Here is a 15,070-nt window from a genome sequence, read left to right as displayed (position 1 = left end):
AACACCATGAAAAAAGAACTGAAGTTGTGGGTGCCGGTAGCGCTGGTCGCCGCACTGGCCGCGTGGGCCTTCGTGAACTGGGGGCCGTTCTCGCAGCGCGACAAGACCGACGGCTTCGCCAAGGGCAACGGCCGCATCGAAGCCACCGAGGTTGACGTCGCCACCAAGGTGCCGGGAAGGATCAGCGAGATCACCGCGCAGGAAGGCGAGTTCGTCAAGGCCGGGCAAGTCCTCGCCAGGATGGATACCCGCAGCATGCAGGCCCAGCGCGAGGAAGCGGTGGCGCGCCAGCAGCAGGCGGCCGCCGCGCTGGCAGGCGCGCGCGCCGAAGTGACGCTGCGCGAAAGCGACCAGCTGGCCGCGCAGGCGCTGGTGGGCCAGCGCGAAAGCGACCTGGACGCCGCACGCCGCCGCCTGGCCCGCTCCGAGACGCTGGCCAACGAAGGCGCATCGTCGCGCCAGGAGCTGGACGACGACCGCGCCCGGGTGAACGGCACGCTGGCCGCGCTGGCCGCCGCGCGGGCCCAGGTGCGCGCTGCCCAGGCCGCGGTGAACGCCACCCGTACCCAGGTGCTCAGCGCACAGGCCAACGAAAAGGCCGCCGCCGCAACCATCGCGCGCATCGACGCCGAACTGGCCGATACGGTGCTGATCGCGCCGCGCGCCGGCCGGGTGCAGTACCGCGTGGCCCAGCCGGGCGAAGTGCTCGGCGCCGGCGGCAAGGTGCTCAACCTCGTCGACCTGGCCGACGTGTACATGACCTTCTTCCTGCCCGAAACCGTGGCCGGCCGGGTGGGCCTTGGCGCCGAGGTGCGCGTGGTGCTCGACGCCGTGCCCCAATACGCGATCCCGGCCAGGGTATCGTACGTAGCCAGCACCGCCCAGTTCACGCCCAAGACGGTGGAAACCGCCAGCGAACGCCAGAAGCTGATGTTCCGGGTCAAGGCCCGGATCGACCGCAAGCTGCTCGAAGCACACCTGCAGCAGGTGAAAACCGGCCTGCCGGGCGTAGCCTGGGTCCGCCTGGACCCGAAAGCACCATGGCCTGCTGAAGTGGCGGCCAAGGTAACGCCATGACGCACGCCAACCAGCCTGCTTGCGTCGCCAGGCTGGAAGACGTCAGCATCGAGTACGGCAAGACCCGGGCGCTGGACCGGCTGACGCTGGAGGTGCCGTCCGGCTGCGTGGTCGGACTGATCGGGCCTGACGGCGTCGGCAAGTCCACCCTGCTCGCCCTGCTGTCGGGAGCGCGCCGCATGCAGCACGGCAGGATCGAGGTGCTGGGCGGCGACATGGCCGAGCGGCGCCACCGCGAACAGGTTTGCCCGCGCATCGCCTACATGCCGCAGGGGCTGGGCAAAAACCTGTACCCCACCCTGTCGGTGGAAGAAAACCTGCAGTTCTTCGGGCGCCTGTTCGGGCACGACGGCCCCGAGCGACGGCGCCGCATCGACCAGCTCACGCGCAGCACCGGCCTGTTCCCCTTCCTCGACCGGCCGGCGGGCAAACTCTCGGGCGGGATGAAGCAGAAGCTCGGCCTGTGCTGCGCGCTGATCCACGACCCCGACCTGCTCATCCTGGACGAGCCGACCACCGGGGTGGATCCGCTGGCGCGCACCCAGTTCTGGGACCTGATCGCGCGCATCCGCGCCGAGCGCCCGGGCATGAGCGTGATGGTGGCAACTGCCTACATGGACGAGGCCATGCGTTTCGACTGGCTGGTCGCGATGGACGCGGGCCGCGTGCTGGCGACCGGCACGCCCGCCGAACTGCTCGAGCGCACCGGCAGCGCCACGCTGGAGCAGGCCTTCATCGCCCTGCTGCCGGAAGAGGAGCGCGCCGGCTACGCGCCGCTGCACGTGCCGCCGATGGTTGCCGGCGGCGAGGATGAAATCGCCATCGAAGCGAAGGAGCTGACGATGCGTTTCGGCGACTTCACCGCCGTGGACCACGTGAGCTTTCGCATCCGGCGCGGCGAGATCTTCGGCTTCCTCGGCTCCAACGGCTGCGGCAAGACCACCACCATGAAAATGCTGACCGGCCTGCTGCCGGCCAGCGGCGGCCAGGCCCTGTTGTTCGGCCAGCCGGTGGACGCGCGCGACCTGGAAACGCGGCGCCGCGTCGGCTACATGTCGCAGTCGTTCTCGCTGTATGGCGAACTGACGGTGCACCAGAACCTGGTGCTGCACGCGCGCCTGTTCCACGTTCCGGAAGCGCAGATCGACGCGCGGGTGGCCGAGATGGCCGAGCGCTTCGACCTGCAGGACGTGCTCGATGCACTCCCCGACCGCGTTCCGCTCGGCATCCGCCAGCGCCTGTCGCTGGCGGTGGCGATGGTGCACAAGCCCGAACTGCTGATCCTGGACGAACCGACCTCCGGCGTTGACCCGCTGGCGCGCGACGCCTTCTGGCGCCTGATGATCGACCTGGCGCGCAAGGACCGGGTCACGATCTTCATTTCCACCCACTTCATGAACGAGGCCGAGCGCTGCGACCGCATCTCGCTGATGCACGCTGGCCGCGTGCTGGCCTGCGATGCGCCGTCCGCGCTGGTCGCAGCGCGCGGCACCGCCACGCTCGAAGATGCTTTCATCGCCTTCCTGCGCGAGGCTGGCGGCGCACCCGACACGCCGGAGGCCCCGACGGAAAGCGTCGTCGCCCCGGCCGCCCCGCCCAGGCATGGCGCAGCGCAGCGCAGCTTTGGCCGCATGGTCAGCTACCTGTGGCGCGAGGCGCTCGAACTCAAGCGCGACAAAATCCGCCGCGCCCTGGCGCTGGTCGGTTCACTGCTGCTGATGTTCGTGATCGGCTACGGCATCAACATGGACGTGGAAAACCTGCGCTTTGCGGTACTGGACCGCGACGCGACCGCATTGAGCCGCGACTACGTGCTCAACATCGCCGGTTCGCGCTACTTCACACAAACCCCGCCGCTGCGCGACTATGCCGACCTTGACCACCGCATGCGCAGCGGCGACGTGTCGCTCGCAGTCGAAATCCCGCCCGGCTTTGCGCGCGACCTCACCCACGGCCGCCAGGCACAGGTCGGGATCTGGGTCGATGGCGCCATGCCGCAGCGGGCCGAGACCATCACCGGCTACGTGCAGGGCCTGCACCAGCACTGGCTGATGCGACAGGCGCTCGAACGCGGCATGCCCACGCCGGCCATGCCAGCGACCGTGGAGACGCGCTTTCGCTACAACCCGGACGTGCGCAGCCTGCCTGCGATCGTCCCCGCCGTCATCCCCCTGCTCCTGCTGATGCTGCCCGCGATGCTGACCGCGCTGGCCGTGGTGCGCGAGAAGGAGCTCGGTTCCATCATCAACCTGTACGTCACGCCGGCCACGCGCACCGAATTCTTGATCGGCAAGCAGATGCCCTACGTCGCCCTGGCCATGCTGAATTTTTTGCTGATGTGCGCAGCCGCGGTGACCGTGTTCGGCGTGCCCGTCAGCGGCAGCTTCGGCGCGCTGACGCTGGCCACGCTGCTGTACGTGCTGGGCACCACCGCGATCGGCCTGCTCGCCTCGGCACTGACACGCAGCCAGATTGCCGCCATGTTCTTTACCCTGATCGGCACCATGCTGCCGGCGATTCAGTTCTCCGGCCTGATCAACCCCGTTTCCTCGCTCGAGGGCGCGGGGCGGGTGATCGGCGAGCTGTACCCGGCCAGCCACATGTTCAACATTAGCCGCGGGGTGTTCAACAAAGCGCTCGGATTGGCCGACCTGTACCACGCGATGTGGCCGATGGCGCTGGCCTATCCGGTGGTGCTGGCCGCCGCGATTGCGCTGCTCAAGAAGCAGGAGAAGTGAGATGCCGCGCCTTTCCAACATTTACCGCCTGGGCGTGAAGGAACTGTGGAGCCTGTGGCGCGACCCCGGGCTGCTGCTGCTGATCGTCTATACCTTCACGGCGGCCCTGTACATCGCCGCCACGGCCGCGCCCGAGGGACTGCACCGCGCCGCGATCGCGATCGTGGACGAGGACGATTCGGCGCTGTCGGCGCGCATCGTGACCGCGTTCTACCCGCCCCAGTTCGCGCCGCCCGCGCGCATCACGCCGGCCGAGGTCGACGCCACGCTTGACGCCGGCACCTACACCTTCGTGCTCGATATTCCGCCGGACTTCCAGCGCGACGTGCTGGCCGGAAGAGGGCCGCAGGTGCAACTGGCAGTGGACGCAACCCGGATGAGCCAGGCCTTCACCGGCAGCGGCTGGATCCAGCAGATCGTGCTGGGGGAAGTCGGCGAATTCCTGCAGCGTTACCGCGGCAGCGCGGCCAGTCCGGTCGAGGTGACGGTGCGCCAGCGCTTCAACCAGGCCCTCGATCCGACCTGGTTCGGCTCCATCAGTGAACTGGCGAACAACATCACCATGCTGTCGATCATCCTGACCGGGGCGGCGCTGATCCGCGAGCGCGAACACGGCACGGTGGAACACCTGCTGGTCATGCCGGTCACGCCCACCGAGATCATGCTGTCCAAGGTCTGGGCAATGGGACTGATCGTCATGCTCGCCACCCTGGTGTCGCTCACGGTGGTGATAAAAGGCGCGCTCGGGGTCCGCATCGAGGGGTCGCTGGGCTTGTTCCTGTGCTGCGCGGCGCTGCACCTGTTTGCCACCACGTCGATGGGCATCTTCATGGCCACGCTCGCGCGCAGCATGCCGCAGTTTGGCCTGCTGCTGATGCTGACACTGATTCCGCTGGAACTGCTGTCCGGCGCGATCACCCCGCGCGAAAGCATGCCCGACGCGGTGCGCTACCTGATGTCGCTCGCGCCCACCACCCATTTCGTCAGCCTGAGCCAGGCCATCCTGTTCCGCGGCGCCGGCTTCGCGATCGCCTGGCCCTCGATGCTGGCGCTGGCGGCGATCGGTTCGGTGCTGTTCGGGCTGTCGCTGGCGCGGTTCCGCAAGACGATCGTGCAGATGGTGTGAGTCTCTTTGGCCAGCGCGCTGGCCGGGCGCAGCGGTCAGTTGGGCGGGCTGCTGCGCGCTGGTGTGTCAGCCGCCTGCGCCCGAGTCGGGCCGCGCGCCCCCCGCCTGCGCATGCCGCACCAGCATCACGGGCACGGGAGACAGGCGCGCCACCTGCTCCGCATCGCTGCCCAGCAGCACGCGGCCAATGCCATGACGGCCATGGGTGCCCATGATGACGATGTCACAGTTGGCGGCAGCGGTCTCCTTGACGATCAGGGTCGCCACGCGTTCACCCCTGCTCTGCCGCAGAAGCGTCTCCACGGTCACGCCATCCTTGCGCAGGGGGGCCGCGGCTTGCTCGAGCATCGCCTGTCCGGCCGCCAGGAAAGTGGGCTCCACATCCTCGGTGTACACCTTGGCGGACTCGAAGCCGGTGGCGTGATCTAGCTCCTCGACGACGTGCAACAGGACGATCGTACCGCCACTCAGGCGCGCCAGCACGGCCGCCTGCTCCAGCGCGCAAAGCGCTGTCGCACTGCGATCGAGCGGTACAAGAATTCGTGAATACATAGGTTCTCCAAAAAGTCGCCGCAAGCACCAACGGCCGGACTTTTTGATTATCACACATCAGCAAACCGGCGGTCGATGGCGGCCCTGTTTGCTGCCACGGCGAACGCGCATCGGGCCCGCTTGGGGCAGGGAGCACTCAAGTGGCCGTTGACCCGGTTTTCGTGCGCGTCATTTGCAGTGTCGCGCATTCGCCGATGCCAGCGGGCTGTCCGCCTTCCGGCTCGGTCACCACCTGGTCGCGGCCATTTCGTTTGGCTTCGTAAAGCGCCACGTCGGCGCGCTTCATCACCGATTCCAGCGAGTCGCCGTCGTGCAGCACCGACACGCCAATACTGAGCGTGACACCTGGAAGCGCGCCTGTCCGGCCCAAGGCAGCCACGCGCCGCCGCAGGCGATGCGCTGCAACGGTGGCCGCCGCGAGGTCCGTCTCTGGCATCCAGACGGCAAACTCGTCGCCGCCGATGCGCCCGAGGAAATCCATGCCCCTCAAGACTTTTTCTGCATTGAGCGTGAACGCGACCAGGGCCCGGTCACCCGCGTCATGCCCGTAGTTGTCGTTGATCGGCTTGAAGTGGTCCAGGTCGATCAGCAGCAGCGCCAACGGGCGCCCGGTCCGCGCCGCCCGGCCCAGCTCGCGCTCGCCGATTTTGGAAAACGCGCGGCGCGACAGGACACCGGTCAGGTAGTCGTGGTCGGCGGCCTCCTGGGCGAATTCGACGATCCTGCGATGCGCGAGCAGCATGCCGCCGAAGGCCAGTGCCGGCAAGCCGACGGTTGCCACGCTGAGAAAAAAGATCGCCCCGGGGCTCGGCTGCAGTAACGATGTCGGTTGTGCCGGCCCCAGGAGTTGCCAGGCCACGCGCGTGACGTGGCCGAGCACCTTCATGCTGCAGACGAACAGGATGAACCGCTTCACGTAGAACGGCCTGTCCCACTGCGACCGGCACCGGATCAGGGTCAGCGCGATCCCGGCGCCGACGGCCGCGTGGTAGAGCGACACCACGGAGCTGCGCGCCACGAACGAATCGAACCAGTAGTGAAAGATGGCGATCAGCGCCGTGAACACCAGCACCGATACGGCTGCCGCCCGCGCGTAGGCCCGCCGCTTGAACAGCAGCCGATACCCCACGAACAGCGAGGCCGAGGCTGCGGCATAAACCGCATTGGCTGCCTCGTACGCCAGCAAGGGCGGCAATTCCCTGCCAAATGCATACAGGATATTGCCGACAATCCCAAGCAACGCCGCCAGCCGGATCTGCCGCATGCCGTCGATGCGATTGGTCGACACGCCCAGCAAGACCAGGAAGGTCATGAAGCATAACAGCGCAGCGATGAGGAAAATGACCTGGGTACTAAGCATGACACCAAAGAACGGTGAGAAAAGGTCGTCCGGCGGAACCTTGCGTTGGCGTCGCCCGGCCGCGTGGGAGAGCCGGCGACATGCGGATTGAGCGCTCGAACAACACCCAGCGCCGTGCACATGGATGATACGGCTGCCGATTGTAGTCAATTTGAATGCATTTTGGAAATTGTAAGGATGCAAACAGCGTTGACTTAGTGGCATGCAAACGACAGAGTATGAAACCGGCCCGCTGTCGCGACACATATGGCCCGGCCGGTCGCATTCGTCCGGGGCCGGGCGGCGGCGCATTCCTGTCATATTCCGATGTCATACTGGCGGCGAGCCCCATCGCTGTCCCCGGCGCGACGGTTGCGCCGATAAAGAAAGAGTACTCATGTTTGCTGCAGTTGACCTTGGATCCAACAGTTTTCGCTTGCATATCGGCGAGCCCGACGGCTCCCGGATGCGTATCGTGCGCAGCGCGCGCGACCCGATCCGCCTCGCTTCCGGCCTGGACGCACAAGGCATGCTCGACGACGCGGCCATTGCGCGCGCGCTGCGCTGCCTGACCGACTTCGGCGCCATCCTGCGCGAATACCGGCTCGACGCCGTGCGCGTGGTGGCCACCAACACGCTGCGGCTGGCGCGCAATGCCGCCGACATCCTGCCGCGCGCTGAGCAGGCGATCGGCCACCCGATCGAGATCATTTCCGGCGAAGAGGAAGGCCGCCTGATCTACATGGGCGTGGCGCGCGCACTGGACGACGCCGCCGAGCGCCGCCTCGTCGTCGATATCGGCGGCGGCTCCACCGAGGTCGTGCTGGGCCAGGGTGCCCAGGTGCAGGCGGTGGAATCGTTCACCGTCGGCACCCATGACCAGAGCGCCGCGTACTTCCCGGACGGCCGCATCACCGCCGCCGCCTTCAAGGCCGCCGTGCTGGCAGCGCGCGCGCGCTTCGAGGACGCCGCCGACTGGTACCGTGCCCAGCCGCGCGATGCCGTGTATGGCTCGTCCGGCACGATGCGCGCGATCGCCGAGGTCATCGCCCGCAACGGCATGGGCGACGGCACCATGAGCATGCCCAGCCTGAAGGCCCTGCGCGACGTGCTGGTGGAGCTGGGCCATGTGGCCGCGTTCGACCTGCCCGGCATCAAGCAGGAGCGCGTGCCGGTGATGGTGGGCGGCCTGACCGTGCTCATCGGGGTGATGCAGGAACTGGGCATCGAACGGGTCAACGCGATCAACGCCGGCTTGCGGCTTGGCGTGCTGTCCGACCTTGAACTGCGCGCCAACCAGCATGACCGCCGCGACCAGGCCGTACTTGCGTGCATGCGGCGCTTTGGCGTGGACGAGGAGCGCGCCGCGCGTGCAGCCACCCTCGCCTGCGAACTGCATGCCAGGCTGGGGCCGCGCGAGGCACACCTGCAACGCCAGCTGGCCTGGAGCGCCATGCTGCACGAAGTGGGCCTGGCCGTCTCGCACAGCGGCGCCCACAAGCACGCTGCCTATATCGTCGAGCACGCCGACCTGCCGGGCTTTACGACCAGCGAGCAGCGCGCGATGGCGACCCTGGTCCTCGGCCAGAAAGGCAACCTGCGCAAGATCCGCGCCGAACTGGCGGCCCCGGAAACCGCGCGCGCGGTGCTGGCGCTGCGCCTGGCCACCATGCTGATGCACGCCCACGTCGACAAGCGCGAGCTTGCGGAGCTCAAGCTGCGCATGGAAGCGGACATCGAGATCTGCGCGCCGGCCAGCTGGTCGGCGCGCCACCCGACCGTTGAAACCTGGCTCGGCAAGGAGCGCGCGGCGTGGAACGAGGTCGGTCGTCCCTGTTCCGTGCGGATGGTCTAGCGCAGCCGGCCGATCAGGTCGGGGCCGGCAGACAAGCGAATGTACGGCGCCTGGGCCTCCCCTTTGCGGCTCAGCCATAACACGCTGCCCTTGCGGATCTTCCAGTCGTGCTCCTGGCCGGTGAGAATGAGCGCCGCCAGTTGCCCCAGCAGCGGCTGGTGTCCCACCACGACTACCGGCAACCGGTGCGCCGGCCACCCGCTCGCGGCGAGGATCTGCTCAGCGCTCGAGTCCAGCGCGAGCGCATGGTCGCAACTGAACTTGCGCCCCAGCGCCTGTGCGGTCTGGCGGCAGCGCACGGCCGGGCTGGAGAGGATACGGCAGTGCGCCGGCAGCTGGCGGTCCAGCCAGGCGCCGACGCGCGCGGCGTTGCGCCGGCCCTTTGCCGTCAGCGCGCGCTGCGCGTCCTGCTGCCCGGCGGCGGCCAACTCGGCTTCCGCGTGACGCCACAAGATCAGTTCCATGCCGCCCCTTTCGCCAACTTACGTGCCCGGGTTGCCGAGCAGTTCCGCCAGTACCAGCTGGGCGCTGTAGCGCGCCTGCTTGGCGCGCGGCTTGCGGCGCCGGTACTGGCCATCGGCGCCAAGGTCCCATGCATTCACGTTGTCCTTCAGGTACGGCTGCAAGCCCTCGCGGATCACGCGCCGCTTGAGCGCCGGCGCGCGCACCGGGAAGGCGACTTCGACGCGCCGGAACAGGTTGCGGTTCATCCAGTCCGCACTGCTCAGGTACACGTCGTGCGCCAGGTTGTTGCGGAAGTAGTACACGCGGCTATGCTCGAGAAAGCGGCCCACGATCGAGCGTACCCGGATGTTCTCCGACAGCCCGGGCACACCCGGCCGCAGCGCGCAGGCGCCGCGCACGATCAGGTCGATCTTCACGCCGTCGCCGGACGCGGCGTACAGCGCCCGGATGACCGTTTCATCGGTCAGCGAATTCATCTTTGCGATGATGTGCCCGCGTCCGCCATCGCGCGCGATGGCCGCTTCGTTCCGGATCGCGCGCAGCAGTTCCTTGTGCAGCGAGAACGGCGCCAGCCACAGGCTGGACAGCTGACGCGGCCGCGTCATGCTGGTCAGGTGCAGGAATACCTCGTTCACTTCGTCGGTGACGGCCGCATCGGCGGTCAGCAGGCCGAAATCGGTGTAGTGCCGGGCGGTGGCCGGGTTGTAGTTGCCGGTGCCAAGGTGCGCGTACTTGCGCAGGCCGCCCGCCTCGCGCCGCATCACCAGCGCCATCTTGGCGTGGGTCTTCAGGCCCACCACGCCGTACACCACCTGCGCGCCGGCCTGCTCCAGCCGCTCGGCCCAGTTGATGTTGGCCTCCTCGTCAAAGCGCGCCATCAGCTCCACGATCACGGTGACCTCCTTGCCGCGCAACGCTGCGCCGATCAGCGATTCCATCAGCTCCGAGTTCATGCCGGCGCGGTACACCGTCTGCTTGATCGCCGCCACGTTCGGGTCCAGCGCCGCGCTGTGGATGAAATCGATCACCGGCTGGAACGACTGGAACGGGTGATGCAGCAGCACGTCCTGCTTGTCCAGCAGCGTGAAGATGTCGCGGCTGCCCAGCTTGGCCGGAAAACCCGGCACGAACGGCGGGTACTTCAGCGCCGGCTTGGCCGGGCCGTTGACGATTTCGAGCAGGCGCACCATGTTCACCGGGCCGTCCGCAATGAACAGCCGCGAGCGGTCGATGCCAAATTGCTCGAGCAGGAAATCGGCCAGGTGCGGCAGGCAGGTGCGTCCCACCTCCAGCCGCACCGCAAACCCGTACTGCCGGCCGTGCAGCTCGCCCTGCAGCGCCTGGCGCAGGTTCTTGACCTCTTCCTCGTCCACCCACAGGTCGCTGTTGCGGGTGACGCGGAACTGGGAACAGGACAGCACCTCGCGCCCGGTAAACAGTTCCGCGATGTGCGCCTGGATCACCGACGACAGCAGGCAGTAGCTGGCGCCGGGCGTGGACGACAGCTCGTCCGGCAACCGGATCACCCGCGGCAGCACGCGCGGCGCCTTCATGATCGCAATGCCCGTACCGCGGCCGAAGGCGTCCTTGCCCGAGAGCTCGACGATGAAGTTCAGGCTCTTGTTGATCACGCGCGGGAACGGGTGGGCCGGATCGAGCCCCACCGGTGTGAGCAACGGCCGCACCTCCTTGTCGAAGAACTGCTTGACCCAGGCCCGCTGCGCGGGATTGCGTGCGCTGCGGTTGAGCAGCTGGATGCCCTCGCCTGCCAAGGTCGGCAGGATGTCCTGGTTGAGCAACGCGTACTGGCGCTCGATCAGCGCGCGGCACTCCGCGGCGGCACGCTCGATGGTGGCGACCAGTTCCGGCGGCACGGGGCCGGCGCCCTCCATCCGGTGCTGGGCCAGCAGGCTGGCCACGCGCACCTCGAAGAATTCATCCAGGTTGCTGCTGACGATGCACAGGAAGCGCAGCCGCTCCAGCGCCGGCGTTGCCGGGTCCTCGGCCTGGGCCAGCACGCGCCGGTTAAATTCGAGCATCGACAGCTCGCGATTCAAATAGGCCTCGGCCCGCTGCCCGGGGCGAGCGATCGCGGGGGAAATCGATGACGTTTTCAGTACTGTCGCGTGTTCCATGCGCCGGACTGTAGCCCCGGAATATGACACCGCCGTGACCTGAGGTTCTCCAAATGACATTGCATTTCGTCATCACATCGTCACAGAGCGAAGCTACAGTCCCTGCCGTTCTTAACAACACCACAGGGATTGCACTTGAAAACGAATCACGTCCTGCTCGCGGCACTGGCCGCCGCTGGCCTTGCCGGCTGCGGCGACTCGTCCTCGCCCAACCAGCCGCCCGCGATCGCGGAAGGTACGACCGTCACCCTCGCGCTGCTCGAGACCACCGACATTCACTCGAACGTCCTCGGCTACAACTACTATTCGCTGAACGACGACGCAACCCTTGGCCTGGACCGTGCCGCGACCCTGATCCAGCAGGCGCGCGCCGAGAACCCGAACAACCTGCTGCTCGACGACGGCGACGTCATCCAGGGCACGCTGCTGGCCGACTTGCAAGCGGTGGCCTCGCCGGTGACCTGCTCGCAGACGCTGGCCGTGCACAAGGCCATGAACGCGATCAAGTACGACGCCGGCGGTCTGGGCAACCACGAATTCAACTATGGCCTGCCGTTCCTGAGCCAGGTCACCAACACCGACTTCGGCATTCCGGGCGTGACCAAGCCGGCCGGCACCTGCGGCGCCCCGTCGTATCCGCTGGTGCTGACCAACGTGACCGGCGCGGCCAGCAACAAGCCGATCTTCCAGCCCTACACCATCCTGCCGCGCGACTTCACCGCCACCAAGCCGGACGGCACCACGACCACCGTGAAGATCAACGTTGGCGTGATGAGCTTCGTGCCGCCCCAGATCATGGACTGGGACCAGAAAAACCTGGCCGGCAAGGTGGCCGTCACCGGCTCGAAGGAAGCCGCCCAGCAGTACATCCCCGAAATGCGCTCCAGGGGCGCCGACCTGGTGGTGGCGCTGTCGCACGGCGGCCTGGACCCCAGCCCGTACAGCCCCAAGATGGAGAACCAGAGCTATCACCTGGCCGGCACCGGCATCGACGCGCTGCTGATCGGTCACTCGCACCTGGTCTTCCCCAAGGGTAAAGAACCAGGCGCACCCGCGCTCGACCCGTCGTTCGCGGCGCTGCCGGCGTCGGCCAACATCGACGCCATCAAGGGCTTCGTCAACGGCGTGCCGACCGTGATGGCGCAAAGCTGGGGCCGGCGCCTGGGCATCATCAGGATGACCCTCACCTACCAGGGCGGCAAGTGGGTGGTGCAGCAGGGCCAGACCACGGTCGAGTCGCGCGGCTACAAGTACAAGGACGGCACCACCAGCGTGGCTGCGGACCCGGTCATCGCCAACACCGTTTCGGCCGAACACGCCGCCACCATCGCCTACGCCAGGCAGCCGCTCGGCGTGTCCACCGACTTCGAGATGTCGTCGTACTTCTCGCTGGTCGGTGACGTGACCGCCATCGAGCTCGTGAACCAGGCCCAGCTCGACTACGTGAAGAACATGATCGCGACCAGCGCCGAGCTGGCGAGCTACCGGAACATCCCGGTGATCTCGTGCAGCGCCCCGTTCAAGGCCGGCCGCAACGGACCGTCGGACTTCACCGACGTGGCCCCGGGCGCGACCCCGGCATCGCCGGTCGGGCTGCAGGTGCGTAACCCGGGCGACCTTTACCTGTACAGCAACAACAACCTGCAGGCGGTGAAGATCAAGGGCGCGGACCTGAAAGCCTGGCTGGAGACCGCGGCCAAGCAGTTCGCCCAAATCGACCCGGCCAAGGCCGCCGAGCAGGACCTGGTTTCCTCGTACGGCACGATCTACAACTACGACGTGTTCTACGCCGAGAACAACGCCCTGCAATACCAGATCGACGTGACCAAGCCGGCCGGCAGCCGCATCGTCAACCTCACCTACCAGGGCAAGCCGGTACAGGATGGCGACGACTTTGTGGTCGCCACCAACGACTACCGCGCCGGCGGTGGCGGCAACTTCCCGGGCATCGACGGCAGCAAGACCATCATCAAGTCGCCGGACGCGAACCAGTCGGTGGTGAGCAACTACCTGCAACAGCTGGGCAAGACCAGCGGCAAGGTGACCCTGGGCGCCAACGGCAGCGCGCGCAGCTGGAGCTTCGTCAAGGTGGCGACCGCCGGCCCGGTGGTCCTGCGCTCGGCGCCTGGCCACCTGGGCCTGGCCAGGGCGGCGGGCCTGGCGCTCGTGACGGCTGAAGGCGGCCTGGATGCGAATGGCTTTGCGAAGTACGCCATCGACCTGAGCAAGTAAGGCTCACGGCGGGGAGCCGTCGCTCCCCGCCTCATTCCCAAGGAAAACCTGATGAGAATCCGAACCGGCCTTTTGCTTGCGGCCTGCTCGCTTCAGCTCGCGCTTGCGGGCTGCGCCGGCAAGCCCTCGGCCGCCCAGATCGAATTGCTGGCAATGGGCGCCAGCCAGCGCGGCGACTACCAGGCCGAGCAGCGCCTTGCCAACTGGGCCAGCCAGGGCCTGCCGGTCGCGCAGCGCGAACTGGCGCTGTTGTACCGCAACCGCCCCGAGATGGCCGAGGCGGCGGTGGGCCTGCTGCGCCAGGCGGCGCAAAGCGGAGACGCCGAAGCCGCCTTCCAGATGGGCGAGCTGGAACGGTCCCGCAATGGGCTGGACATGGCCGCGCAATGGTACCGTGCCGCGGGCGCCACCGGCCACCCCAAGGCCGCGCTTGCCCTGGCTTTGATGTACAAGAACGGCAACGGCGTCGCGCTGGACAAGCATCAGGCCATTCGCTGGCTCGAAGTCGCGGCAAACGGGGGCAACGCGCACGCGATGTTCCTGCTCTCGAACGTGTACGCCGACGGCGACGGCGTCCCGGCCGATCCGAAAAAGGCGCGCCAATTGCTCGAGCGGTCGGCCGACCTGGAATATCCGGCCGCGATCCAGCAGCTGGCCCTGGTCAAGCAAACGGGCGACAGCCTGACCGCCAGGGACAGCGCCGAGGCCGCCGCGCTGTTGCAGGAGGCAGCCGAACACAGGAAAAGCAACGCGCGCCGGTTCTGATTGCCGGCGCTTTGTCATACGCCTGTAACAGCCGTGCTCCATGATCGATACCAGGCGGGTTGCACCCGCAGCGATTCGACAACAACAAGCACGGATCAGGCCATGTTCAACAGCCGCAAACGCCTTGTCATCCTGGATGCGGACGGCACCACAATCGACGCCTTTCCCGCGATCGAAGCCGCCTTCTCCCAGCACGGGCTGACGCTCGGTGACGAGATCAATTTCCAGAAGCGCCACCATCTGTTCAAGTACCTGGGCGGGGTGAAGGAGTTCCCGTCGATCGTCAGGAAAAACATCCGCCCGGGCAGCCGCGCGAAGATCGTCGATACCCTGACCGAGGTTTATCGTTCCGAAGCGCGCCTGTACGATGGCATTGCCGACTTGATCCGTGCGCTGATCGCGGCGCCGGACGTCATGGTGGGCCTCGTCACCCGCAACATTACCCGGCAGCCGCTGCAAACGCTTGGGCAGCTGTTCCGGCGGCACGATGTCGACCTCGAGGCGCTCGACTTCATCGCCCACGTCCCCCTGAGCGAAACCAAGACCGACCAGTTCCGCGCGCTGCGCAAGCGCTTCGACATCAATCCGGCGCTCGCGTACGTGTGCGGCGACGAGCACAAGGACTATGTCGCGGCAGTCAAGACCGGCATGCACCCGTTCATGGTGTCCTACGGGTTTGAAGATCACAACCGGCTGACGTCCAGGTTCGACATTCCCGTTGAGGTGATCTCGCGCACTCCCGACGAGCTGTGCCGCCGGGTGCGGCATGCGCTGGCACTCGACTGA

General features: G+C 67.2%; 11 protein-coding genes. 7 read left to right on the top strand and 4 right to left on the bottom strand.

What is annotated here, in order from left to right; all coding sequences use genetic code 11:
* Positions 1 to 6 precede the first annotated feature (6 nt).
* From NX773_RS07050 to NX773_RS07040, 3 genes are read left to right on the top strand one after another with little or no spacing between them, the layout of a single operon-like run.
* On the top strand, positions 7 to 1,077 hold the full coding sequence (locus NX773_RS07050) for an HlyD family secretion protein (protein WP_258855597.1): 1,071 nt from the start codon (positions 7 to 9) through the stop codon (positions 1,075 to 1,077).
* Positions 1,074 to 3,815: a ribosome-associated ATPase/putative transporter RbbA gene (gene rbbA / locus NX773_RS07045; RefSeq protein WP_258855596.1), complete on the top strand. Its 2,742-nt coding sequence runs from the start codon at positions 1,074 to 1,076 to the stop codon at positions 3,813 to 3,815. Before NX773_RS07050 ends, rbbA begins: the two co-directional genes overlap by 4 nt.
* Before the next feature lies 1 nt (position 3,816).
* Complete coding sequence (locus NX773_RS07040; RefSeq protein ID WP_258855595.1) at positions 3,817 to 4,941, top strand: ABC transporter permease; 1,125 nt, start codon at positions 3,817 to 3,819, stop codon at positions 4,939 to 4,941.
* A 66-nt stretch (positions 4,942 to 5,007) separates the two neighbouring features.
* Here NX773_RS07040 and NX773_RS07035 read toward each other — a convergent pair whose 3' ends face one another.
* Positions 5,008 to 5,493 carry a universal stress protein gene (locus tag NX773_RS07035; RefSeq protein ID WP_258855594.1) on the bottom strand — a complete coding sequence of 162 codons (486 nt, stop codon included), beginning with the start codon at positions 5,491 to 5,493 and terminating at the stop codon, positions 5,008 to 5,010.
* Positions 5,494 to 5,629: 136 nt separating this feature from the next.
* Positions 5,630 to 6,805, bottom strand: a complete 1,176-nt coding sequence (locus tag NX773_RS07030) for a GGDEF domain-containing protein (protein ID WP_258855593.1) — start codon at positions 6,803 to 6,805, stop codon at positions 5,630 to 5,632.
* A gap of 424 nt (positions 6,806 to 7,229) precedes the next feature.
* On the opposite strand from NX773_RS07030, the gene NX773_RS07025 reads away from it, so the two are divergent.
* Complete coding sequence (locus NX773_RS07025; protein ID WP_258855592.1) at positions 7,230 to 8,687, top strand: Ppx/GppA phosphatase family protein; 1,458 nt, start codon at positions 7,230 to 7,232, stop codon at positions 8,685 to 8,687.
* Here NX773_RS07025 and NX773_RS07020 read toward each other — a convergent pair.
* Both NX773_RS07020 and ppk1 read right to left on the bottom strand, forming a co-directional pair.
* Positions 8,684 to 9,151 carry a SixA phosphatase family protein gene (locus tag NX773_RS07020; protein WP_258855591.1) on the bottom strand — a complete coding sequence of 156 codons (468 nt, stop codon included), beginning with the start codon at positions 9,149 to 9,151 and terminating at the stop codon, positions 8,684 to 8,686. The two genes, NX773_RS07025 and NX773_RS07020, sit on opposite strands and share 4 nt — an antisense overlap.
* 18 nt (positions 9,152 to 9,169) lie before the next feature.
* Positions 9,170 to 11,191 carry a polyphosphate kinase 1 gene (gene ppk1, locus NX773_RS07015; RefSeq protein ID WP_258855590.1) on the bottom strand — a complete coding sequence of 674 codons (2,022 nt, stop codon included), beginning with the start codon at positions 11,189 to 11,191 and terminating at the stop codon, positions 9,170 to 9,172.
* 231 nt (positions 11,192 to 11,422) lie between these two features.
* Here ppk1 and NX773_RS07010 point away from each other — a divergent pair, with 231 nt between their 5' ends.
* The 3 genes from NX773_RS07010 (at position 11,423) to NX773_RS07000 (ending at position 15,070) form a co-directional block, all read left to right on the top strand.
* Entirely contained in the window at positions 11,423 to 13,519 is a 2,097-nt protein-coding gene (locus NX773_RS07010; RefSeq protein WP_258855589.1) for a bifunctional 2',3'-cyclic-nucleotide 2'-phosphodiesterase/3'-nucleotidase, read from the top strand.
* Positions 13,520 to 13,570: 51 nt separating this feature from the next.
* Positions 13,571 to 14,284 (top strand): tetratricopeptide repeat protein, encoded by a 714-nt coding sequence (locus tag NX773_RS07005; RefSeq protein WP_258855588.1) that lies wholly within the window; start codon positions 13,571 to 13,573, stop codon positions 14,282 to 14,284.
* A 102-nt stretch (positions 14,285 to 14,386) separates the two neighbouring features.
* Positions 14,387 to 15,070 carry an HAD family hydrolase gene (locus NX773_RS07000; RefSeq protein ID WP_258855587.1) on the top strand — a complete coding sequence of 228 codons (684 nt, stop codon included), beginning with the start codon at positions 14,387 to 14,389 and terminating at the stop codon, positions 15,068 to 15,070.

This window comes from Massilia solisilvae, assembly GCF_024753215.1.
GTDB classification, from domain to species: Bacteria; Pseudomonadota; Gammaproteobacteria; order Burkholderiales; family Burkholderiaceae_D; genus Telluria; species Telluria solisilvae.
Note: the sequence above shows the minus strand (reverse complement) of the source record. Positions and strands in the feature narration are given on the sequence as shown.